Genomic DNA, 22410 nt, shown 5'->3' on the forward strand with positions numbered 1-22410 from the left:
TCGTCATCTACGTTCAGAGGGTTCTTGGATGAATCCTTGGTTGCTAAAGTATCAAAGTCAAAGGTCCCTCCTTAAAAGTCCTACATAGATATATTGCAAAAATGAATATCAATATAATAAAATCCCCCGAAAACATTAAAGGGGTGGATGTCAATTGGAAATTGTGAATATGAAACAGTTCGCAGAGAAACAAGGGATTAGTCTAAGAACAGCTAGAAGATGGGTACGACAAGGTTTACCTCGTATTAAGGTGATGAAGCAAGGTAAATGCTTGATTGATCTAGAAAAGGCGGAGGGCTGGATGTTGCAACGGAAGAAGAAACAGTCACCTGATTGCTTATCGATACAGCAGGCAGCAAATGTTTCTGGGGTACATCGAAATACAATCCGGTATTGGTTGAGAACAAATATGCACTTTCGAGAGAAAGTAGTAATTCCTGAGAAGACCAGTTACATGATCTCGAAACAAGGACTGGAAGATTGGATAAATAAACAAACATCGGGAAGCACAAAAGGGGGGGGATTGAGATGTCAGATTGGATTATTAGTTTTATAGAAAAGTTGGTATATGATCCAGAGGCATTGAAGGAGTTGATTCTTCCTTTTATCATGCTGATCACGATGGTAGCTATTACTTCTGAAGTATTCATAAGTTGTTATTTTAATAATAGAAAGAAGGGGATGTAATGAGACAACAAATCTTCAAGATACTAATTAGTTTATTACTATTTGGCCCCGTTGTACCTATGGCTCCACTATCCTTGGAAACATCAGTGGTTAGTGCAGAATCAGCGAATGAGATCGCCAATATCTCCGATCCAAATCTCAAACAAGCGATTACTAATTGGCTGGGAAAGTCAGTATCGGATACGGTGTATAAATCGGATATTGTTACTAAACTGCCGAGTTCGGGTTATACATTCTCCGCAAATTCTAAAGGTATCTCTGATCTGACAGGAATTGAAATATTTGAAGGTACTGGAGTGACATATTTAGATCTTGGTCGGAACAATATTACTGAACTTACACCGCTGGGGAACATATCCTCTCTAAAGCAGTTAAACATTGAGAGTAATCAGGTGTCTGATCTTAACCCTGTCCGTAACCTTACAAGTATAAAAATTTTAAGTGTCAATTCTAATCAAATCACAGATATCTCTCCAATAAATTCATTAATAAATTTGACCAGCTTAGATATTGCCAATAATAAAACCGCTGACCTAACTCCCTTAGCGGGATTGGTGAATTTGGTTAGTTTGAACTTTACAGGAAATAACATCATTGATATTAAACCACTACAGAATTTAACCAATCTAACCAGTCTTTTAGGAACTCAGAATAATATATCTGATCTCTCCCCCATAGATGGCTTGTTAAAACTCAAAACACTCTACTTAGGTTCAAATAACGTTGTGGACCTAACTCCATTGAGTACTTTAGCTGGTATAACAGATTTGAATATCGGTAGCAATTCAGTTGCCAACTTATCAGCATTAAGCAGCATGACGGGATTAACTCAACTCATTATGAATGCTAACAGAGTTCAAGATTTATCTCCGATAGCTGATCTATCGGAATTGCACAATATCCAAGCATCACAGAACCTGATTCACAATCTTTCTCCGTTAGCCGGACTCACAAATTTAACTAACTTGAATCTTCAATATAATCCGATTACGGATGTGTCTCCTTTGTCGGCACTGAACAAACTGAGTTCTCTGAATTTGAGCTGTACATTTGTGAATCCGTTTAGTGGTACAGGGCAAGTAGCAGTTAACAATATATTAGTGTCTAGCATGAAGAAAACCACTCCAGTGATGAAATATGGAGTTATCTCTAGTACAACTTTCAGCCCTTCGGTTCAGCTTGAGACTGGACAGTCAATCAATCCGAATTACGGATTTTTACAGACAAGTGACGGTACTACATGGTCTTCTAACGTGTCTTGGCATCAAGCATTCCGCAACTATTATGCGTCTACACCTTCAATTTTTATCTCTGAAGATCCAAGTATTGCTTCCGTGGATTTGAACGGTAGTATTACGGGGGTAGCACCGGGAACTACCCAAATTACTGGACTTCTTTTTGGATGGTCTTCTGATTATACAGAGTATAAGTTTAATGTGGTGGTGGAGAAATCCCTGACGCCTAGCTTGACTCCGGAAGTAAGTGCGCCTCCAACACTAGCACCGCAACCAACATCTGAACCGACTACAACACCGTTACCAACTCCTGCAGCCACACCTCCTGTGGAAGCACCAAACCCATTGACTTGGATTAAGGTGACTCCGAGTCATTCTGAAATTCACGTTAGCGAAACATTACAGTATAAAGCAGAGGCTATCTACGAAGATGGTTCTAGCCAAGATATTACAGAATCTGCAATCTGGAGTCTCGATAACCCAACTATGGCTGATATAGATAAAGGGTTTTTAACTGGTAAAAAGTTTGGAAGTGGTGGCGTCATTGCGACATGGGGCGGGAAATCAGGCGTAGCGGGTTTATTGGTGAAGAATCTTTCAGTGTTGAGCCTAACGATTACTCCTGAAAATTCCACGATAGGTTTAGGTCAGACTCAGCAGTTCCAAGCAAAGGCTCAGTATTCCAATGGTACCTCGGTCGATGTGACAAACCAAGCTTTTTGGTCGGTCGCTTACGGTGAGAAAGCGAGTATCGATAGTCGTGGGGTTGCCAAAGGACTTACAGAAGGGAATACAAGTATCTGGGCAATATGGAATAATGTAAGTGGGTTTGCAAACCTATCAGTATTAGCTGATGTTCATCCGACTCCGACTCCGACCCCGACCCCGACGATAGAACCGCCGCCAATCACTAGTCCACCCCCAGTGCCGGAACCGAGTATTGAACCAACAGCTATTACTACACCAGAGCCAATAACAACTGAGACACCGGCACCATCAATTACACCCTCAGAAGAACCGCAACCAGTAACTGAACCAATTGCCACACCACCAACTGAAACAACTATTGCACCACCACAAGTGATTGTTACTCCTACTGAGGAACCAACAACAGCGCCTTCTATAGTAGTAGGTGGTGAAGAAATATCAGGTCCAGAATCTGGTGAACCAGTAAAGGCAATTGAGGAATCAACAATCCCACCTAAACTTGCTCCGCCGTTAATAGTTAGAGACGTGTTAACAAGGATAGCTGAGATGGAAATTGTCACCGTAATTACTTCGAATAACAATGAAGATAAGGCAATTGAATCAACGAGAAGCAACGGATCAATGACCCAACACACAACTGAAAAACATACCACATCCACATCAATTCCAGAAGTTCCGACAAAACAGCAAAATATAGCACAAACACCACAAGATCATGAACTTTCTCCACACAATAAGAAACTCTTATTAGGAAAAGTAAGTTTAACTATTGGAGTTGTCTCTGCTCTGGCTTCTGGATTTATATGGATAATACTTTGGAATCGTCGTAAAAAGAAGGAGGAGAAAGACCGTGAAGGTTAAGCTAATATTTATTGCAATAAAGAAAGTAGCTCTTATTGTTATTTCGCTGATATTGCTTTACCTTTGTTTCACAGTCACTTCACTAAGGCTGTTTATACCGGTTGCTTTAATCCCAGTTTATTTTGCTTTTGTACCAGGGAAGAGAGGGATGACTAGTATGATAAAGCTTTTACTAATAATGATAACTTGGCTAGGACTTATGGTAGCCGCTAATGGTCCTGAAATGGTGAAACAGAACTTTATTCAAGGATATGAAAATACAAAATAGGTGAAATTTTTAATAGAGTTAAAATGTTGTCAAGGGGCAGCGAGAGATGGTGGCGCCGCTCCCGGCATTTTATTTGGAAGCGTTTTCATAAAATCGTGTGTTGTAATAGGGAGACAGAGACTCTTTCTGCGATCCTATTGAGAGGTGGTTTTTTTATGATAAGAGTTACTTTTAATGAAACAGATGGGTTTTTAGCAAAAGGGCTACAACCCAAGGAGATCAGCGAACTAGGCAAGGCGGCATTAGAACGTTTTGATTATGACAGTAGTAATTACTTCACAATCGTGAGAAAAGGTAACAAGGACAAGCTGATTGTAACAGACGGAAATTATGAAGAAGTAGATTACAGTCCTATCTCGCTGAAGCAAGATCTTAATGAAGACTTCTGGATTATAGTTGATAACTACGGTCTAAATTCGCCTGAAGGTATCATCATCAACTTCCTTCTACCAAGAGAGTACTAATTCAATAATTGTGTGTGGGGGGAAGCCCCCCTCTTCTTTGGCAGAGCAAAATTTCGTAAAAACGTACCCCTAGATAACTTGTGTACAATCATTCCTCTGTGATAGGATTCCTTATCAAATTTTAGGAATTCTTTATTATGGAGGGGTCATTATGATGGCTTACGGGCTAAAGGCAATCGCAAAAGAATTAGGATGCAGCCAAAATACCATTGGTAGGATGATGAAGAAACACGCCGATTTCCCTGTCAAAAAGCTTCCAGACATCAATACCTACGCTTTTGATGTGGGCAAGTGCAAAAAATGGTGGAGTGAAAATCGTAGTGAAAAGTCGAGCAACCAAGCTCCAGACAATGCTATGCAGATGAGTCAGTTCGCACGAGTATTAGAAGTTAGCTCCCGAATGGTGTTGGTTTGGAGACAAAAGGGGTTAGAAGCTGAGAAGCTAATCGATGGAACGGTGTGGATTGATCTGGAGAAAGCTCGGAAATGGTTCCGGAAACAGAACGATGAACGCACAAAAGCATATGCTTATAAATTTTAATGAATTCTACGATAGAACGAGTATATAGAAGGTTTTGGGAGGATAATGCAGCCCTACCTTGTCAAGTGGAATTGGTGAGCGCAGAGGGCATTGATCAGGACATCTTCTAAAAACGAAAGTTGTTCAATCGAGTTCGTAAGTTAATTCCAGATCACGTAATATTGATCCAACAGAACGAACTGGCCTGTCGTACTGATACATCAAAGAGAACTGGAGGTTAATAACATGGCTAAAAGAAAGCAAATGAAATCTCGCCAGCGGATGTTAGTTACTGTACACGAAGAAGGATATCGCGTTGTTGGACATCAAGTGTTAGACCATAAAGGAAACGAAGTGAAGATATATCTAAATAGTGCAGGCTACCCTTTTTTCATTCTTAAGCAGGAGAATGGTAAAGCGTTCCACATCCCCGTTCATCGGTTAGTTGCCTTCGAAAAGTACGGGGTTAAGATGTTTAGAAAAGGGATTATCGTGAGGCATCTCAACGATGTAAAGAATGACTTTAGCAGAGATAACATAAGCATCGGCACACACAAGCAAAACGCTGATGATCGAAAGAGAAACTACTGCAAAAAAAAACAACCTAAAGTGGCCTAAAAGCAGGGGGCTTGACAAGCGAAGGGGTTATCTCGTGTAATGCAAACATCAAGAAATTAGCGAAAGGGGACAAGTAAAATGATCACTGTTTCACAGACAACTTTATTTCGAAAACTCTTTGTCCACCGTGCAGATGCCCATATGCGTAAGAATGATTGTGGATGGAAACCAGTACGAGATGCTGGGTGTGATCGTCCATTTGGAGAAGGGCAGGCTCGTACCCATCTAGAGGGATTTTGTCATTTGGGGGTCTTTCCCCTTAAGTTTGATACTTGTATCTTTGTTGCAGCCGACTTTGATGAAAATGAAAATGCATTTGAACAAAGTTGGAAATTACACGAAAACTTTAAAGAAGATAAAATTTATTCGTTAGTTGAGCGTAGTTCTTCAGGTAACGGGTATCATGTCTGGATCTTTTTTGACGCACCTGTGAAGGGTCAAGAAGCTCGAACACTGATGTTTAATGCACTTGAGAAATATGGTATACCCTTTAAGGGTCCCTTAAAGAAAGGGAGTAACACGAAACGATCGCTGGATCGGTTGTTCCCTGCACAGGATAAAACGAACACATATGGAAATATCATTGGACTACCCCTAAATGGAGAAGCTGTGATTCAGGGAAACTGCGTCTTTATTGACGCTGACCAACAACCATACGCCGACCAATGGGCCAAGCTTGAAGAGGCTTATGCTAATCGGATTTCTGCCGATCACCCTAAGCTGAAGGAAACAAGAACTACAGTTGCACCACCTATAGATAACGATAGACCTGAGTGTGTAACGGAGGGCGGTCGATGGCTCGAACTCGGTCAGTTAGAGGGCCAGCAAAACCGAGTATTGGGATGCGAAGCTATCAAGCAAAGCATTAGTGATCCAAACAATTTCAGAGAACCGGCCTGGCAAGCAGTACTCAGTAATATCGCTATATTTGGCAATGAAGGCGAAGAACTCGCATATAAGGTTAGTCGAGGATATTCAACTTACGATGAAGACGAAACACAACGGAAATACTATAGAAAACTGGATGAACTTCAAAAAGGAGGGTATCCTTTCAGCTGTGCAGGGCTAGATAAAAACGGGTGGACTTGTCCTAAACTAAAAGAATGCCGTTTTAATTTCATTGCACTTTACGATGCTCCAGAAAGCTACAACTACTACAATCCAGAGGTTCCACTAACAGCTGAAGATCGGAAGCAACTATACAGTTGGGAACAGAGCGGAGGGTATAACGCCTACTTACAATTATTTCCCAATCGTTCGAACTTTGGCGTTCGAAATGAATCGGGAATTAGAGGCATCAAACGTAAGGAGTATTGGATACTGAAACACTTGCTTGGCGACACCCCCCTCTACGTTAAGTTCCCGAATTGGGATAACCAAGTTAAGTCAATCTGGTTTGAGTGGAGCACAGAAGAGGATGCCAATCTCTTCGAACAACAAACCATACACATGGAAATTCCGTTTGAGCGAACTGATTTAGCTTTCTGGCTCCTTCAAGACGCTCAGGCATTCAATGGAGATACAGCAAAAAAATTAATCAAGAAAGTTGCTCTAACAGCTGGGATTCAACTAAGTGCGTATTGGGATGACCCACTCATTTTTATGGACCCATATCGGGTTGCTCCCTATTTCGGAAAATGGAAGGAGTACTGCATATAATGAAAAATAATTCGCTCGAAGAAGCTTTAAAAGAAATTGAAGAAGAACGGCCAGATTTGAAACAACTAGACGATACTCCCAAGAAGCCTGGGCTATTTGAGAATAATAATAGGTACTATATTCTCAAGTATGACAAAGAAGGAAAACTATACAAGGAATCCCTTAGCAATTTCCTATTCCAGAATGTGAGGAAAATCAAATTGGGAGCTAAAGAGGAGGCTCTGCTGGTTGATATTAGTGAAGGCAATCAACTACGAACCAATATTATCATAACCGGTGAAATGCAAGCTGATAAGAAGAAGTTATTGATTGCCTTGAAAAATAACTTGAGTACCGTATTACTTACTTGTCGTAGCAATACTGACTTTGAGCAACTCATGGTGTATGTAGCAAAACAAGCCAAGATAACAGTCGATCAGGCTGATTATGTAGGAATGTTCTATCATAGCCCTAGTAGAAATTATTATTTTGTCATTTTGGATGAGGAGGAGCAAATTCATTATCTTAAGCCATCGAAAATGAAAGAATCAGATGGGGAACTAGTACAGGTTTTAGGAAGAAGGCACCTAAACAGTCAGACAAGAATTAGAAATGAATATATTGAAAATAATTGGCACGATACGGCGAAAACTATGCTTGAAAGTTTGCCGAAATTGTTTGCGGACAAAAAAGCCTTAGTGCCATTAGCCTGGTATTTGGCGGCCCTACTGAGCGATTGGATGATGGAGGAATATGTCACGAATTTGCCAATTCTCTATCTATATGGGGAGAAGGGGGCTGGGAAATCAACCTGTTTAAAAATTCTATCAACCTACTTTGGGAATACAAAAATGAAGGAATTAGCAATGAGTTCAACCAAACAGCCCATTCGAGATGCAATGGCTTGCACAAACGCTTTTCCCATCACTACGACTGAAAGTCCCAACAAGAAAGATAGTGATGATATAGCAAATATGTTGAAGATACTCTTTGATCGATCCGATTATATGAGAGGTAACCTTTTCGGTAATGAGACCTATGTACTTCAGGCTCCCTGGGCAATGGCAGCCAACAAAAGAATTAGTAATGAAGCCGTTCAGGATCGAATGATTCAACTGGAGTTTAAGCCTTCAGATCAAAGCGGAAACAGAGAATTAATAATAGACATTATTGGTAACAAGAAAGATAATGGTAGGTTTATTGCTGGTTATTTACAATATTTAATCAAACAACAAGAATGCTGGGCTGATTGGCATGCATCAGCCAAGACTTATGCGAAAATGGCTTCTATTCCCCGAGAAGCTGAAATCATGCTCGCACTTGCTATGGGGTTTGTTATGATGAGAGATCTTCAAGTACTGGTAGGTATGGAGCCTTACACAGACGAGGTGTTCCGAGAAATGATGGAACTTGTTAGCAGTCAGAGAAAGGAGAACCAAATTCAACCAATATATGTTGAGTTTCTGCAGTTTGTTCAAACTTATCATATAGATCCTTCATACCAGCAAAAACAGATGAGTGGATGGAGCAGTCAGAAAGGCTTCAAGTTCCAACAGGCATGGTGGCTGGATAAGTTTGAAGAATATACACAAAACAAATCCACAATTGATTTTGACAGAAAGATTATCTTGAGTGGTTTGAAGAAATATGAGTCCATAGAATTGAACACATCGGAATCACTTAATGGGGGCAAGGCCAAGTGTTTTACAATAAACGCCCAGAAACTGGAAGAAGAAACTGAAGGGATGTTTCCTGCTGAGGCGTGGTCGAAAAACGCGTTGTTGATGGTTGAGCAGGCAGAAGAGATAACTGTTGAGCTAGAATTAGGATAACAGCGAGAGGAGGCACACAAAGCCTCCTCTTTTTGCTGCCCAGAAAAGTATGACGGAACTTGAGTAAGGTTCCGCATTCTGTTGCCTAGTTAAGGGGGACGGGGAATAGAAGAGGCAACGACGGAACTTACATGGAACCTATGCAGGTTCCGCAATCCTAACCCTAGACAAGGGCTGCAAAACACCAACGGAACCTAAAAAATATTATATCCACTAAAACAACTAAGACCAAAACACGAAAAACAAGCAAAATAGTGAGCGGGGCGACATGGTATGCCGGTTGAGGTTCCGTTGTTCCTTGAAGCCCCTCGTCTACGTGACGGAGTACGGAACCTGCCCAGGTTCTGTCAAGGTTTCGTCCAAAAGGCTTAAACCCAAAAACGTACAGATTTGTCTTTTGTTAATAACGGTTGTACTTATTCTATTTTAGGATCTGTTCCTCTGCTGCTAGGTTCCGGTTTTAGAACTTTTCTCTCAGCAGCACAGCCGTTACGCTTCGCTCGTTCTCTCCGTCACACCGTCTTCTCCCAGTGGCAGTCTATAACAACTTAGCCAGCCCCATTAAGCTCCTTGCCTCATCGGTTCCACACCCATAGGGGGTACTACTACATAGTGGAGGGTTCGACGACTTTAATTTTAGTGCTTTCTCAAAGTAGAACACAGTTTGAGGCAGTAGACAGATTCTTTAGCTGCCGCAGAAGTGCCTTGTAACAGAAACACGCTTAGCTAAAAGATAAAATGTAACAGTTTGTACGACCACTTTTAGTAAAGTTCAGGAAGCCTTCCTGAAACAAACGGTGGTGATGAGGAGTTTTCTCTAAGGAGTTTCTATCCCCTATTTTGATGTTTCAGAGCCTCAAAAGACATAGGTTCGAATAAACACAGGGGTTGTGTACATAAATATTACAATGTTAAAATATGTTAATGTTAGCAATTAAAGGAGGATTACAATGAGCGAAGAGTTATTTGAGTTAGGAGAAATTAAAGTTACCCCAGCCGCTTTGGAGATGATCACCCAATTTGGAGTCCTGTTTGTACTTAACTGTCATGTAATTGGTAATTATGGGAATGTATCTGAGGTGGATTACAAACTTAATCAATGGGCGATCGATAATGGCGAACGAATTTTGAGCACATATTCTGGAATTTGGGAAAAACCAATCTTTGTGGTAACCGAAAGGGACCGCAGTGTGACTACTGTACTATTGGCTGAGGACTATTAGTGCATTCAATTCCACTGTTTATAGGAATCTATGTCTTCTGGAGTTCTACAATTTCAAGGTAGGGGGTCAATGCTATTTAATGTAAAAGGTCCGTTGATAGCTTTAGGATCAAAATTGTTTTCAACGCTTAGCGAAAAGGGTCCAGCGGCTCAAAGGCTTCGGCTTCTTTGTCTACGATTGTTGTGCATTCAGCGTATTTCTCCGGCAAGCCCAATAGTTCTTTGGTGCCTGGGCAAGTAGAGCATTTTGTAAAAAGCAAAGAAGCCGCTGACCATTCGGCGACAACTTGAAGCATACCCTGAGGAGGAGCGAAAATCTTAACTTAGGGGTTGTGCTGTGACTGATGTTGCATGTGCTTTGTTAGCTGCAACACAGAAGTTAACTCCATTAAATGGTATTGTACTTGTAGGACAAAGAGGAGTGCCATTCACGGTCGTTTGTAGAAGTTTCCTCATCATTCGCCAATAGTTTCAGTGCAGATAGATTGGTAATCGTTATGTATTTGTTTCGTATGGAGATGATTTGTGCTACCTGCAGTTCCTGCAAACCTATCGTTACAGATTCACGACTTACTCCAATCATGTATGCCATGTGTTGGTGGGTAGTCTTCCAGTTGATCAGGTATCCCTCAGATACTTCTACTCCAAAGTTGGAATGCAGATCGAGAAGCAAATTGGCAACCCGGATTTTGCTCGAAAGAAAGGCTAAGTATTCAAGCTTACGGTCTGCCTGGTCTAATCTTTCGCTCACGACGTAAAAGAGCTTACGAAGAATTTGAGGATAGAGGTCAATTAGTGTTTCTAGGTCTGGCTTTCGAATCATCCATAAGACTGAGGGCTCTAACGTTGCTACAGAAGCTAATCGGAGGTTATTATGGTGCAGAACCTCCAACTCACCAATCGATTCTCCAGGGAACTGATGTCCAAGAATTAGCTCCTTATCATCACTCTCAGTATAAATCCGTAAGGCTCCTGAAGCGATTAGGAACATCTCCATACCTGGACTACCCTGAAGAAATAAGATGTGATCTTTAGGATATCGGCGTTCAGTGAACTTAGACAAAACAAATTCAACATCATGTATATCAATATCTTTAAATAGTGGAGTGTCTAAAACTGAGTTAAACAATATGTCCCCTACTTTCAAATCAGTCTTATGCTACTTTGGAGCATATGTATTAAAAACTTCAGACAAAATATTAATAGCCATTCTTATTTCTTTTTCATCGCGATTTAGTAAAAGAATAAATGCCTCTTCAAGTAACGAGTCTCTCTTATTAATCTCTTTTTGGTATTGCGCTGTATATCCAAAGAACTCTGAAATCTCAATCTGTAAGGTATCTGCTATCTGGGCAGATTAGAAAGAGTAACATTGCGCTCTCCTCTTTCAAGTCCACCTATATAAGAAAAGTGGAAACCAGCCTTTTCTCCTAATTGTTCTTGAGATAAACCTTGAGATTTCCGAATTTCTCTTATTTTGCTACCAACTAATTTTAAGATTATTTCAGCCATAACGTTCACTCCTTATAAAAGGAGTGTAGATAAACAAAGAAAGGCAGGTAATAGGTATAAAGGTATTAAAATTAAAATTAATACTTATAAGTATCTATGTATGATACAACACTTTAAAATAAATGTCTCATGGATTTTCTAAGGTAGTTATTCTAGTGCTAAGAATGCTAACGTTAATAGTTTTCAATTTTAATGAATAGGGGTTTTATTAATGTGGAAAAAAGGGATTTTGACTTTTATTTGTATTATGGTGCTAATTATTAAATTCCCTACACCTGCGGTATATGCAGAAAATATCGTAGTCAAGCAATATCTGGGGGAATGGCAATCAGTGTCACCTAACACCTATTACTTTGTAACAATTAAACAAGACACTTCAGGCAACTATACGATTTTTGCAGGGTTTCAAGCGCCAGATCAAGGAGATGAACTTTTCAATTCGGTACTTGATATCGAGTCAAAATCCAAGGCTACTTTTAAGTATGCATTTCCCGAAGAGAATCCTGCAAAAAAACAAGGGACGCTTAGTTTCTTAAAGGATAAATTAGAAATGGTATATATGAATGGTAGTGAAAAAAGAATAGTAATATTAGAGCGAAAAACTGAAAGAATAAAGGTATTTATTGATAACGAGGAAATCCACCTTGATCCAGCACCGAAGTTTAGAAATGGATCGGTGATAATACCAATGCGTCCTATCTTTGAATATTTTGGGGCGGAGTTATTATGGGATAAGGAGAAACAGACTATTAAGGTTGATGCCAATACTAATAGTTTTACTTTAAAGATTGGTTCCCTACAAGCTACTCTCAATGGAAAAACAATTCAATTAAACGAATCCCCAAAGATTATAAATAATATTACGTTTGTTCCACTAAGATTTGTAAGTGAGTCATTTGGAGCCACTGTACAATGGAATGCAATACAGCACAGTGTTCATATTAGGAGTAATGATTAGCTTGCTAAAAAATATACTCGAATCCGAGGAGGTTAACCATTGAAGTACAGTAAAACACTTGGAATTTTTTTGATAATAATAATGTGCTCATTTATTACCAATCCACTAAGTCTCAATGCTTCTAATTCAGGGGAAAGAAAAGTAACTCAATTAATTACTACTAAGATAAGTGAAAATTATGGAGTGGTTAAGTTTATTGAAAAGGACACCCAGTTAATGTATATCAATGAGACAGAGACGGACACTGGAATATACACGTCCAGCAAAAAAATGTTTGTTTTTGATGTTTCCACCGGTAAAAAAATTAAAGAAGAAGAAGTAGGCTTTGAACCGATTTTAAGTGTTTCAGGAAGATATATAGTGTCCTCGGAAAAAAAATATGCAAACAAGAATTTTCAAAATCAATTTGGTGAACCACCGTTCATTAAGATTTATGATACTCAAACAGGCTTATCGAGTCAGTTTTCTACGGAATCTAGCGAGAAACTTCTAGGTGTATTGGAAGATGAAGATCAGGTTTATGCTGTCTCGTTATCCGGTGACGAAAATCGTGTGGAGATCAGATACTACAACAGGAGTGGAGATTATGAATACAATTTAATGCTACCACTGGAACATTATCGAACTATCCAAATGCTAGCTAATGGGAATATCCTATTTGCAACCACCAAACATGTCGGAACTATAGATTATAAAACGGGAAAGATATATCAGAGTGTTCTTAATTCTAATCATAATTTGCAATATATCGTTAATTCAGACAGCAATCCCTACTACATAACAGTTTTCGGAAATTTCGCCATGCTTCCTTATGCAACTAAGGATTTAAAAGAACATGGTAATTTGTTTTATGATATAAAGAACAATAAATTGTTGTCAGCAATTAAGTTGCCTATGAAAAATGGTACTAAATTTACTCAGTTTGGTACTGATATGACCCCTTCCGGACTATTTATTGGTTCTTATGGGGATAAATCTATGAGGGTCTATAACATAAAGACTGGTCAGTTAATTTCTACCTTTTTTTATAAGGATAATATTGATCTAATTAAATTATCAAAAGATGGGAAAAAGCTATTTGCAACTATGCGGGGGGATAAAGAATATACTACCTCAGTTATCAACCCACAAACAGGAAAAATAATTAAAACAATTAAATCATTTGGAATGATTGAAGGTATGAGCGAAAGTGGCAAATATGTATTAGTAAGCGATAAGGAGTATAGAATAGCTGATTTAATTGTAAAGTACCCTAAAAAGCGCTCTATATGGGATATAAGTAAAATGTGAGGGTGTATATTTGTTAATAAATTACCCTGTAGTAAGTTCCGTGGAATCGAATCGGTAATATATAAAAATGGTAGCGGAGGTAATGATAATGAGTAGGATGAGCAAAATGAAGTACGCAGTTAGTGGATTTATAGTAGGAGGTTTGTTCTTTGGAAGTATTGGTTTCGCAGCTACTTCCAAAATTGAGGTGAGCTTTGATCCAATTAAATTTATTATTGATAAAGTTGACAAAACACCTGCTAGCAACAAATTTAATAACAATGGAACAACAGTGCCAGCGTCTATAATGTACAATGGAACAACCTATTTACCATTGAGATTAGTGGGGAATATGTTGGGGAAACCTGTAGCATGGGATGCAAAAACTAAATCTGTTCTTTTTGGTGAATCAGTAGTAGTTGGTGAGTACTTGACCAATATACCTCCAGCAAAAATAGCGGATAATTCAGAAGTTAATTCACTACAAACTGTCGATGGACAAACTTATGAAAAAACTTTATATATCCCGAGTTATTTTTATACTACTTTTACAAGTGATACAACAAAGACAACTCAAAGCTACAATTTAAATGCTCAGTATAAAATCTTGAGTTTTAATTACGGAATTAGAGATAAATCTCAATCTGGAGCGTCTGCGAAAATAAGTGTATTTGCTGATGGTCAGGAAGTCTGGAGTAGCAGTGCAGTAAAAGGAGTTCCAAGTCAATCAGCATCAATCTCTATGAATGGAGTTTTAAAACTTGATATATATGTAGAGGGAACTTCGGGTAATGCTGGTGTAGTGATCTTTAATCCACTACTGACAAAATAACCTCAATAATATCATTAAATACCCGAAAACTACCCAACCAAACAGAAAAAGGCTTGAAACCGTCTATTATAGCCATACCATTTCATTCTATACTGACTAAAGCTAAGCCCGATCTTCGCTATGGATCGGGCTCTTTATGTTTTCGGAAATATTATTTTATTTAAAATTGTAGATACATATATTGCAAAAATAAAGATAGGGATGTTAAAATCCGAATGTTTGAAATTCAAGTAACTTGTCGGGTGGTGAGATTAATGTTTTCTTGTTCAAAGAAGGAACTTGCCAAAAAGCTGAGGGTGACGCCGCGTACAATCGTTAATTGGAGTCACTTAAGTAATAATTCATTACCATATCACAAGAGGGATATCTACAAAAACAAAACAGTTTGGGAGTATGTATTTTATGAAGACGAGGTAAATAGATGGCTGGAAAGTAGGAGCAATTCGCACACGGAAAGATCAACAAAACCAAAGAAGGGATGATTAAAATGAATGTGAAATCAACAAAGGACGTTGTGAAGAAATCATTTTTAGCTTTTGCTGCTGCAGTGTCACTGTTTACTATTACAACTGGAGGAGCTTCGGCAGCAAAGATACAAAAGGTTGTAGTAAAAGTGAATGGGACCGCAATTGAGATCAATGAAGCCCCGGCGTACCTTAAAGACAATTACACATTCGTACCGCTGAGATTTGTATCAGAGGCGTTAGGGGCAAAGGTCACTTGGGATAATAGTTTGAAGTTAGCTATTGTAGAAATTACCGAGCCGAAGGCAAACAAAGTCCAAATCGCACTTAATCAAAAAGATATCGTAATCAATGAAACAATAATTACTTCTGTGGGTGCCGCAGCAACTGTTCAGAACAATCGTGTAATGGTTCCAATTCGCGCCATAAGTGAAGGGCTCGGTGCGTCAGTCGGTTTTATTCCAAATACAAGTGGTGGGGGAACGGTTCTTATAACTACGCCTTGGAAGACTCCAGCACAAACGCCGTCTCCTAGTACAACGGCCACGCCAGTCAAGGATACGAAGGACAGTAAGTACACGACTTGGACTCCTACTTCTGATCAAAAGGTTACAGGGCTTATTGTCTTCAAGCCGTTAACTTGGGATGCTTCAACAAAAACGCTGAGCTTCCAGCTTCCTTCTACAATTACGAACGGTGGTGAAGTTTGGCAAGTTAGCTCCGCTCTCAGGGATGGAAGTAACGGAGATCGGAAACTGGAAACCGGAGTTAGGCAAAAACTCGTCGGTCTTAGCGAAGAATTTATGGTTGCAATCAACATTAATTACCTTCCTCGATATGCTGAAATAGATTGCTATTTCGTCATGTCGAAATCATACGCATCAAAATATTACGGTTATAAAGGTTCTATCGACGATGGCCTCCTCGTGTATGATTCTCACAAGAACATGGTGACTTTGGAGACAGTATACAAAGCCCTCGGCATCACCAATTAAAAGAGGGGGAATAGACATGAAAGTCAACCGGAAGCTGGTTGCTATTATAGCAGCCATTTTCACTATATCGATTCTTATAACAACGGCAAAAGGTAAAAATGCTGAGGCGGCATCTGACAAGACAACATTACAAAGCTGGCTGAAAACGAGAGCAGGGGTTCAGTATAATCCGATTTCAGAAGCCAACCATACCGCCAACCTCATCATGACCACAGCAATCGCTAAGTTTCCTTTCACTACAACGAAAGACTACACCGTTGCTCAAGCCTTCCGGAATGTTGGCGGGTGGAGTGATGGGCAATTTCATAACCTCATCAAGGGGACAACTCAAAACCTGATTATCCCAGCCTCTGTTTCTCGTTGGACTGGTGTCTTTCTTAATGATTTCTCCGGGGTCACTGCAGGCTCGGGAAGAGCAGTCGTGACTGATTTGCTCAATTTTAATATCGACTCTACCTACTTAACAAATGGAGCAGTTGCAAGTACGGGATACACGATGTTTCCCCAAGAGGCTCTGCAACAATCCAAATTGATTGGTGCGCTCAATCCGGCAAGCGACATTGAGTTCCAAGCTTCGGGCGGTTTTACACAGGATGCCGCTAAGATTTCAGCCTTCCGAACAGCGTTACTACAGAAGAAGTTTGAAACCCAGGATATCTGGGCTCCAGACCTTCAGGGCAAGACAGGAACGACTGGTTTATATAAAGTAACGAGCAAGGAAACAGGATTTCCAAGCTACTTCTTATATATGAACGAATTCGTTCAATCCATTGGCGGTACCATGGTAGAGGTTAGCAACTTCAATGGGCTTCCGGGTTTTACAACAGATAAAGATGCTTATCGGGGGTTCACCACATACCAAATGACTCCGTTTCCTGCCTTTCTCAAAGCAACGGCAGTAACAGACTACAATTTGAGTGGTAAGAAAACAGCTGGATTTAAGATTACTTACCAAGCGTACGGGTATAGTGGTCGGTATGTTACGGTTAAAGTTGGAACGAAGAAGTCTGCAAGTGATTTGACGCTAGATCCCTTAAATTCAGAGCAAGCTATACTTGGTGGAGCCAAGTGGATTCAGCCGTCCGGTTTTGAAATGACGCAAGGTAAGTGGAATCCTGGAGAAAATTCTAAGTATAACGGAGAAGTATTTGTTTCCAATGAACAAATTTTGCGATTAGCTGGTATGGATAAACAAAAGGTTTCACTGTCACTTGATGATGGCTACGGCCGAATGGATTATCTGGATTTTGATATTTCGAAGATTATTACGCCTCCGCCAAGTTCTACGCCTACTCCAACTACAACACCTAAGCCAAGCCCAACATCGACTCCTAAACCAGTAAAAAAGATCGTCACTCCGCCAATTCAGTTTAAAAATATCGGAGTGTATGACACGACGACCTACTGGACTGCAAATAAAGAGTCGAACTTTTCGCATTACACCCTTAAGTGCAGTCCTAAATACAATACGAATTACAAAGGATCAATCGCAACATATCAACTAATTGGTCTTACTCCAGCCACAAAATATGCATGTAAATTGGAAGCCTTTGACCTGAGTGGCAATAGTGGAGGAATAACAACAGGTTCCTTTACGACGAAAGACGTAGTAGGCCCATCTGGTGACGGATATTGGAAGGACCGTGGGATTATCCGACAAGTTTACAATATCAAGCAAAGTCAAAAGAGTATTCCAACTACTGGTATGGATTTGTCTAAGTACGCCAAGGATGAAGTGAAAACCAATGCCAACAAGTACAGTCCATTCTTTGGAGAAAAAATCGGCGTTTGGACAAAACCAGATACGAGACAAGTCACCCACTATTGGCAATTTAGCTATACTCGTTCCGTCTATGATTCTTGCAAGTCTTCGAATTACAATCCAACTACTAAGAAATTGACTTGTAGTGGAGGATATACCACAGTCACAGATACCGCGACGGACTCTTGCACCATTGATTATGCAGCTGTAGGACCGAACGGTTGGACAGATATCACAACCAACCCAATAGGTAAAACGCTTAAGGCAACAGCTGGCTGGAACAATGATACGGCAATTTTAAAAGTTACAACGGTATCGACAGCAACTTGTCGTGGTAGTGATAGTAGGAATCCGAGTCCAGTCAAATTCAGGTACTACATTCCAACAGAATATGAGAGTTCATCGCTACAGTTATTGCTGGACAAAGGTTATAGTGCAGTGAAAAACATTATCTTGGATGAGTATAAAGATCTCCGCATAACCGTGTGGAGCGATCGTTACACTCTTTCGTCTAAGGATGGAAAGACGCTATCTGGTGAAAATAGTAAAACACCGATTAATTTTAAACAGATGTGGTCAGCATTTAGTGTGTTGGGAGCTGGCAACTAGATTGATCCAATAATTTCATCTCTATAGAAGAAAGACGCCAAGGTTCTGGATAATTCCTTGGCGTCTATTTGTATATCTTTAGTTATTGAAAATAGTTGTTGCGAATGTGATCCACTATAGAATTATTCAGATGAACAATGACCTTAAAGAAGAGTGCATTGGGTTTGCAGTACAAGAAAGGAAAGAAGCGTTATTCGATGTGTGAGAAGGCCTTGGGAAAACGAGGTGGCATCGTTTAGATCTAAAGATATGCCAGAAAATAGTATATGAATTAGTATTAAAATAGGGACTGATCCAATAAAGTAAGAAACGCAATGATAGATGATCGTTAAATAACTTTCTATCCTGTAACTCAGAGTAGTAACTCTCACTTTAAGAAAGGGCATTAACTCATAGGGGAATGCTCACTGCTATTGCAGCGCAATTATAAGAGTAAAACCATTAGTAAAGTATCTGGAAAGCATTATCGGAGTTCGGTTATGGAGTGTTGTGGAATGTCGTTGGAATGAGATTGGCTTGGCATACTTTGCTCCATTGATTGTGTATAGGTGAAGGGGTGTGTAGGTGTTGGTGTTGAGCGGAAGCAGTGGGTTGGTATGTAGGTAGGACAGATGATGGTGTTTTAGAGTTGAGGAGTGTTTATATGGTTTGTAGTTGGGTTGGTTGTTTGTGTTTGTCGGGAGGTGAAGGATTGGGTGAGCTAAAGTTTGGAGATTTGAGGAGATGAGAGATGAGAAGTGGGAGGGATGTAGAGGTGAATTTGTTGGTTAGGATGAGGTGGTGGATTAGGCTTAGAGTGGGGTTGGTAAGGCGTGGTTGTAGTGTTTGTTTGGAAAGCTGTTTTTTGTGTATATGGGGGTGTGGTATGAATGGTGGAATATGAAGATTGGAAGGGAGTGAGAGAGAGAAATGTTCCGGCTAAAGCCGGTAGCAGCCTGTGGGGACCATGTATGTAAGAGTGGTCTGTTTTCGTGGAAAGAGGAATTAGCCCTATTGGTATAGATGTTAGAACAAACAGCATTGACTAAAAGCCTAGGACTAGTGTACTGTTTTTTATGGGATATAATGTATTATTGTGTAATTATTTTGTATCAATAGATTGAAAATCAAGTTTAGGAAAGGAGAGAAGTGATGTTTGCTAACATAATAGAAGAGGATGTTATTTCAAAGGAACTTTCTTATCTGGGGGACATCAAATATTTAACAAAGGGTGGGCAAAAACTTGTTTATACATGCACATATCAAGAGGTTAGCTATGCGCTTAAACTTGTTCCCTTAAGAGAAGATCTAGGTGATGAAAGAATAGAAAATATGATAATTAGGCGAGCGGAAAGAGAAATTAATATAATGGAAAAAATTACATCACCTTTTTTCGTAAAATTAGGACCCACAGAGCCAGGAATATATAAATTCAATGATAAAAAATATTATTGTTACATTGAGCAACTAATTGATGGAGAACCACTTAATGAGGTTATAAAGAGAAGATCTCTTGATAATCTGGAAGCTACTACCCTCGCTCAACAAATAGTATCTGTAATCAAGGAGTTCACAGAAAATCACTACATACACAGAGATATAAAGCCTAATAATATCATGATGTTGAAAGATAGCTTTATTTTGTTGGATGCAGGAGTGGCATATGACCAAAGTGATGTTTCATCAATTACTAAAGGGTTTAGACAGCCTGGGACAGATTTATTTATGTCTCCGGAGCAGTTAGTTGAGACTGGAAGAGAAATTGACTTTAGGTCAGATTTATTTTCACTTGGAGTTGTTTTATATATGACTCTAACACGTATGCATCCATTCATCACCCCAGGATTAAATGAAACTCAGGTAATTGCAGCTATACTTCAGTCTGCTCATAAGCCTATAGATTTCTATGTTCCACATGCCCCAAAAAAATTGACTAATCTGGTAAATAGATTTCTTGCTAAGAGACCACACTTACGATATAAAAATTGTGATTTAATTATTAGCGAAATAAATTCAATAAAAGAGGAGTTGGAATAAAGTGTATATATTGGCTCAACATGGTTGGGGGAAGTCGGATAAAATTGAAAGAGGAATTAGAGATAAGAGCTTAGTCGGCGTAGTGATGAGTCCTAAAGATGAAAGAATTGATAAATTTGAGACTTTCGTTAGTGAATTTCATCCTAAATTTGAAGAAGCAAAAATCTTAATGGATCCCCAATTTTATCACGTCCCCTTTCAGAACTCTAAAGATGGAAATCTTGGAGATTATCCGTATTATCCTGGATATCATAACATATCAGCTTTTCGAGGATCGAAGAACACACGAGGATTTGTTAAAGATGTACTCTTATATCAAGAAGAAAGAGATTTTAACTATATTACATCTCCAACGATACACATAAGCTCGTTCAGTTCAAGAGAAGCACAAATAACTCTTGATTTTGCGCAAGAATCAGTGGACGTTAGGGATGAAAACGAATTTATTAAACCTTTACTAATTTCATTTACAATCCACGAAAATGCATTTTTAGATAAGAGATTAATGGAAAATTTTCTTGATGAATTGAGCATGATAGAAGCGCATGGCATATATTTAATTATTTCTAGAAATCCTACAGGGTATCATCAGAAATATGATGACCCAAGTAAATTGGCAAATATATTGGCATTTATCTATTCTTTATCAGAAATTAATCAGTTTGAAGTGATTGTTGGTTTTGCCGATTTCTGCGGGATGCTATACTTAGCAGCTGGTGCTACGCATATTGCTACTGGATGGTCTCAAGGACTTAGAAGATTTACACTTGATCGTATTGCCCCTGAGATAACAGGAGGGAGACGTCCGAGACCTCGCTACTCCTCCGGCCCTCTTTTTAACTCAATTCTGACATCTGAACTAGATTCAATTTTAACATCTAGATTAAAAAATCAGTTTGATCAATTCTTATCACAAACTACTTATGATCATTTGATCAGAAATAATCCACTTAATCCAGCTTGGGATGAGGCTACAAGCACTCTCCACCATTGGATGGCATTGGAAAACACAGCACAAAGGCTATTCTCAGGTAAAGAAGATGACGTAACAGAACGATTCGATTCAATGGAAAGTGCAATTTCTAATGCAATAGGACTATATACTATTCTTGATAAAGCCTATGTCCAATTTGACTCGAAATCAAATTCTAATCATTTAGAAGGATGGGTCAATGCAATTAGAGAATTTAGACTGGATGCATCAATTTAGAATTTAGTGTTTCTAAAGCTATTCCTGTTCCGATGATGTTAAATGATTTTCTCCGTGGTTTGCTTTTTATAGACTTAAGGACAACTTCACAATTCCCTTCATCATCAACATGAATTAAGCCAATGTTATTTGCAGCAAAAGCTTCAATGTTTTTAATAGCAGGACCTACATTCCTTTTTGGCATAACAACATATGATAAATTTGAGAACCCTTTATATTGAATTGCTTGGTATAATGCTCTTCTCCAATCATAAAGCTTAATTTCATAAGCGCATAAATCGAAATGTGGTAGTTTGAAATTTGAGTTTATTACAAACTTATCATGTGCAATTTCCGTTATAATGTCTTCAAATAATAATTCTTTTAACCACTTATCAATATTCTTTGTACCTAGATGGTTATATAGGAATTCTTTAGTTCTTGGAGATCCATAATGAAGAACTGATATTATATTTGCGCAGGTTAGTTGTTTCAAAAGCTTACGTTGATTATCGGTTATGTGTATTACTTTCTCATGAGAGTTGACTTTTACAACGTCAGCTCTCCCTTGCCAACAGTCCACTTCTCTAAGTATCCAACTATTTAGAGATCGATTCTCTACCTCCAAGTGATTAACAAATGCATTTACAAGAAGTTCTTCGGATTTAAACATATAATTCCTCACCTCACTTTTGTAGCTAATATTGATTATAGAGAAATATTAAAATTTACTCTACAATTATTATTTCCC

The 22410-nt window shown here is 39.1% G+C and carries 21 protein-coding genes; 17 read left to right on the forward strand and 4 right to left on the reverse strand.

The window, feature by feature from the left end:
- Positions 1-154 precede the first annotated feature (154 nt).
- The 10 genes from ACDZ28_RS09075 to ACDZ28_RS09120 all read left to right on the forward strand — a co-directional run bounded on the left by ACDZ28_RS09075 (position 155) and on the right by ACDZ28_RS09120 (position 10054).
- Positions 155-556, forward strand: a complete 402-nt coding sequence (locus ACDZ28_RS09075; protein ID WP_375104465.1) for a hypothetical protein — start codon at positions 155-157, stop codon at positions 554-556.
- Positions 529-687, forward strand: coding sequence for a hypothetical protein (locus tag ACDZ28_RS09080; protein ID WP_170880191.1), 159 nt, complete (start codon positions 529-531; stop codon positions 685-687). Before ACDZ28_RS09075 ends, ACDZ28_RS09080 begins: the two co-directional genes overlap by 28 nt.
- Complete coding sequence (locus ACDZ28_RS09085; protein ID WP_375104466.1) at positions 687-3491, forward strand: leucine-rich repeat domain-containing protein; 2805 nt, start codon at positions 687-689, stop codon at positions 3489-3491. The genes ACDZ28_RS09080 and ACDZ28_RS09085 overlap by 1 nt, the downstream gene beginning before the upstream one ends.
- Positions 3481-3759 carry a hypothetical protein gene (locus ACDZ28_RS09090; RefSeq protein ID WP_076116276.1) on the forward strand — a complete coding sequence of 93 codons (279 nt, stop codon included), beginning with the start codon at positions 3481-3483 and terminating at the stop codon, positions 3757-3759. Before ACDZ28_RS09085 ends, ACDZ28_RS09090 begins: the two co-directional genes overlap by 11 nt.
- A 155-nt stretch (positions 3760-3914) precedes the next feature.
- Positions 3915-4223, forward strand: coding sequence for a hypothetical protein (locus ACDZ28_RS09095; protein WP_076116277.1), 309 nt, complete (start codon positions 3915-3917; stop codon positions 4221-4223).
- A 151-nt stretch (positions 4224-4374) separates the two neighbouring features.
- Positions 4375-4764, forward strand: coding sequence for a hypothetical protein (locus tag ACDZ28_RS09100; protein ID WP_076116279.1), 390 nt, complete (start codon positions 4375-4377; stop codon positions 4762-4764).
- Between the two features lie 225 nt (positions 4765-4989).
- Positions 4990-5361, forward strand: a complete 372-nt coding sequence (locus ACDZ28_RS09105) for an HNH endonuclease (protein WP_076116281.1) — start codon at positions 4990-4992, stop codon at positions 5359-5361.
- 78 nt (positions 5362-5439) lie between these two features.
- Entirely contained in the window at positions 5440-7020 is a 1581-nt protein-coding gene (locus ACDZ28_RS09110) for a hypothetical protein (protein WP_076116283.1), read from the forward strand.
- Entirely contained in the window at positions 7020-8831 is a 1812-nt protein-coding gene (locus ACDZ28_RS09115; RefSeq protein ID WP_076116285.1) for a hypothetical protein, read from the forward strand. Before ACDZ28_RS09110 ends, ACDZ28_RS09115 begins: the two co-directional genes overlap by 1 nt.
- 950 nt (positions 8832-9781) lie before the next feature.
- Positions 9782-10054, forward strand: coding sequence for a hypothetical protein (locus tag ACDZ28_RS09120; protein WP_076116287.1), 273 nt, complete (start codon positions 9782-9784; stop codon positions 10052-10054).
- A gap of 127 nt (positions 10055-10181) precedes the next feature.
- On the opposite strand, the gene ACDZ28_RS09125 is transcribed toward ACDZ28_RS09120, so the two are convergent.
- The 3 genes from ACDZ28_RS09125 to ACDZ28_RS09135 form a co-directional block, all read right to left on the reverse strand.
- Positions 10182-10349 carry a hypothetical protein gene (locus ACDZ28_RS09125; protein ID WP_170880192.1) on the reverse strand — a complete coding sequence of 56 codons (168 nt, stop codon included), beginning with the start codon at positions 10347-10349 and terminating at the stop codon, positions 10182-10184.
- A gap of 92 nt (positions 10350-10441) precedes the next feature.
- Complete coding sequence (locus ACDZ28_RS09130) at positions 10442-11182, reverse strand: Crp/Fnr family transcriptional regulator (protein ID WP_076116289.1); 741 nt, start codon at positions 11180-11182, stop codon at positions 10442-10444.
- A 215-nt stretch (positions 11183-11397) separates the two neighbouring features.
- Entirely contained in the window at positions 11398-11565 is a 168-nt protein-coding gene (locus ACDZ28_RS09135; protein WP_249923436.1) for a helix-turn-helix domain-containing protein, read from the reverse strand.
- Positions 11566-11776: 211 nt separating this feature from the next.
- Between ACDZ28_RS09135 and ACDZ28_RS09140 the strand changes: the two genes are divergently transcribed.
- The 7 genes from ACDZ28_RS09140 to ACDZ28_RS09170 all read left to right on the forward strand — a co-directional run bounded on the left by ACDZ28_RS09140 (position 11777) and on the right by ACDZ28_RS09170 (position 21680).
- Positions 11777-12523, forward strand: a complete 747-nt coding sequence (locus ACDZ28_RS09140; protein WP_076116291.1) for a stalk domain-containing protein — start codon at positions 11777-11779, stop codon at positions 12521-12523.
- A gap of 39 nt (positions 12524-12562) precedes the next feature.
- Positions 12563-13813, forward strand: coding sequence for a YncE family protein (locus tag ACDZ28_RS09145; protein ID WP_375104467.1), 1251 nt, complete (start codon positions 12563-12565; stop codon positions 13811-13813).
- A gap of 97 nt (positions 13814-13910) precedes the next feature.
- Positions 13911-14624 carry a stalk domain-containing protein gene (locus ACDZ28_RS09150; protein WP_375104468.1) on the forward strand — a complete coding sequence of 238 codons (714 nt, stop codon included), beginning with the start codon at positions 13911-13913 and terminating at the stop codon, positions 14622-14624.
- A gap of 478 nt (positions 14625-15102) precedes the next feature.
- The gene (locus tag ACDZ28_RS09155; RefSeq protein ID WP_375104469.1) at positions 15103-16083 is read left to right on the forward strand and encodes a copper amine oxidase N-terminal domain-containing protein; all 981 of its coding nucleotides are present in this window, start codon (positions 15103-15105) and stop codon (positions 16081-16083) included.
- A 16-nt stretch (positions 16084-16099) separates the two neighbouring features.
- Entirely contained in the window at positions 16100-18454 is a 2355-nt protein-coding gene (locus ACDZ28_RS09160; RefSeq protein ID WP_375104470.1) for a hypothetical protein, read from the forward strand.
- Positions 18455-19585: 1131 nt separating this feature from the next.
- Positions 19586-20470: a serine/threonine-protein kinase gene (locus ACDZ28_RS09165; RefSeq protein ID WP_375104471.1), complete on the forward strand. Its 885-nt coding sequence runs from the start codon at positions 19586-19588 to the stop codon at positions 20468-20470.
- Position 20471: 1 nt separating this feature from the next.
- Complete coding sequence (locus ACDZ28_RS09170) at positions 20472-21680, forward strand: hypothetical protein (RefSeq protein WP_375104472.1); 1209 nt, start codon at positions 20472-20474, stop codon at positions 21678-21680.
- Here ACDZ28_RS09170 and ACDZ28_RS09175 read toward each other — a convergent pair.
- Positions 21658-22332, reverse strand: coding sequence for a hypothetical protein (locus tag ACDZ28_RS09175; RefSeq protein WP_375104473.1), 675 nt, complete (start codon positions 22330-22332; stop codon positions 21658-21660). The two genes, ACDZ28_RS09170 and ACDZ28_RS09175, sit on opposite strands and share 23 nt — an antisense overlap.
- Positions 22333-22410 lie beyond the last annotated feature (78 nt).

Origin of the sequence: Paenibacillus sp. RS8 (assembly GCF_041956825.1) — a bacterium.
Taxonomy (GTDB): Bacteria; Bacillota; Bacilli; order Paenibacillales; family Paenibacillaceae; genus Paenibacillus_AQ.

Excerpts from the sequence above, each read along its gene's own strand:
- ACDZ28_RS09100 (WP_076116279.1), top strand. The coding sequence starts at position 4,375 with ATGATGGCTTACGGGCTAAAGGCAATCGCAAAAGAATTAGGATGCAGC.
- ACDZ28_RS09155 (WP_375104469.1), top strand. The coding sequence starts at position 15,103 with ATGATTAAAATGAATGTGAAATCAACAAAGGACGTTGTGAAGAAATCA.
- ACDZ28_RS09135 (WP_249923436.1), bottom strand. The coding sequence starts at position 11,565 with ATGGCTGAAATAATCTTAAAATTAGTTGGTAGCAAAATAAGAGAAATT.
- ACDZ28_RS09120 (WP_076116287.1), top strand. The coding sequence starts at position 9,782 with ATGAGCGAAGAGTTATTTGAGTTAGGAGAAATTAAAGTTACCCCAGCC.
- ACDZ28_RS09160 (WP_375104470.1), top strand. The coding sequence starts at position 16,100 with ATGAAAGTCAACCGGAAGCTGGTTGCTATTATAGCAGCCATTTTCACT.
- ACDZ28_RS09165 (WP_375104471.1), top strand. The coding sequence starts at position 19,586 with ATGTTTGCTAACATAATAGAAGAGGATGTTATTTCAAAGGAACTTTCT.
- ACDZ28_RS09105 (WP_076116281.1), top strand. The coding sequence starts at position 4,990 with ATGGCTAAAAGAAAGCAAATGAAATCTCGCCAGCGGATGTTAGTTACT.
- ACDZ28_RS09095 (WP_076116277.1), top strand. The coding sequence starts at position 3,915 with ATGATAAGAGTTACTTTTAATGAAACAGATGGGTTTTTAGCAAAAGGG.
- ACDZ28_RS09115 (WP_076116285.1), top strand. The coding sequence starts at position 7,020 with ATGAAAAATAATTCGCTCGAAGAAGCTTTAAAAGAAATTGAAGAAGAA.
- ACDZ28_RS09110 (WP_076116283.1), top strand. The coding sequence starts at position 5,440 with ATGATCACTGTTTCACAGACAACTTTATTTCGAAAACTCTTTGTCCAC.
- ACDZ28_RS09085 (WP_375104466.1), top strand. The coding sequence starts at position 687 with ATGAGACAACAAATCTTCAAGATACTAATTAGTTTATTACTATTTGGC.
- ACDZ28_RS09080 (WP_170880191.1), top strand. The coding sequence starts at position 529 with ATGTCAGATTGGATTATTAGTTTTATAGAAAAGTTGGTATATGATCCA.
- ACDZ28_RS09150 (WP_375104468.1), top strand. The coding sequence starts at position 13,911 with ATGAGCAAAATGAAGTACGCAGTTAGTGGATTTATAGTAGGAGGTTTG.
- ACDZ28_RS09175 (WP_375104473.1), bottom strand. The coding sequence starts at position 22,332 with ATGTTTAAATCCGAAGAACTTCTTGTAAATGCATTTGTTAATCACTTG.
- ACDZ28_RS09140 (WP_076116291.1), top strand. The coding sequence starts at position 11,777 with ATGTGGAAAAAAGGGATTTTGACTTTTATTTGTATTATGGTGCTAATT.
- ACDZ28_RS09125 (WP_170880192.1), bottom strand. The coding sequence starts at position 10,349 with ATGCTTCAAGTTGTCGCCGAATGGTCAGCGGCTTCTTTGCTTTTTACA.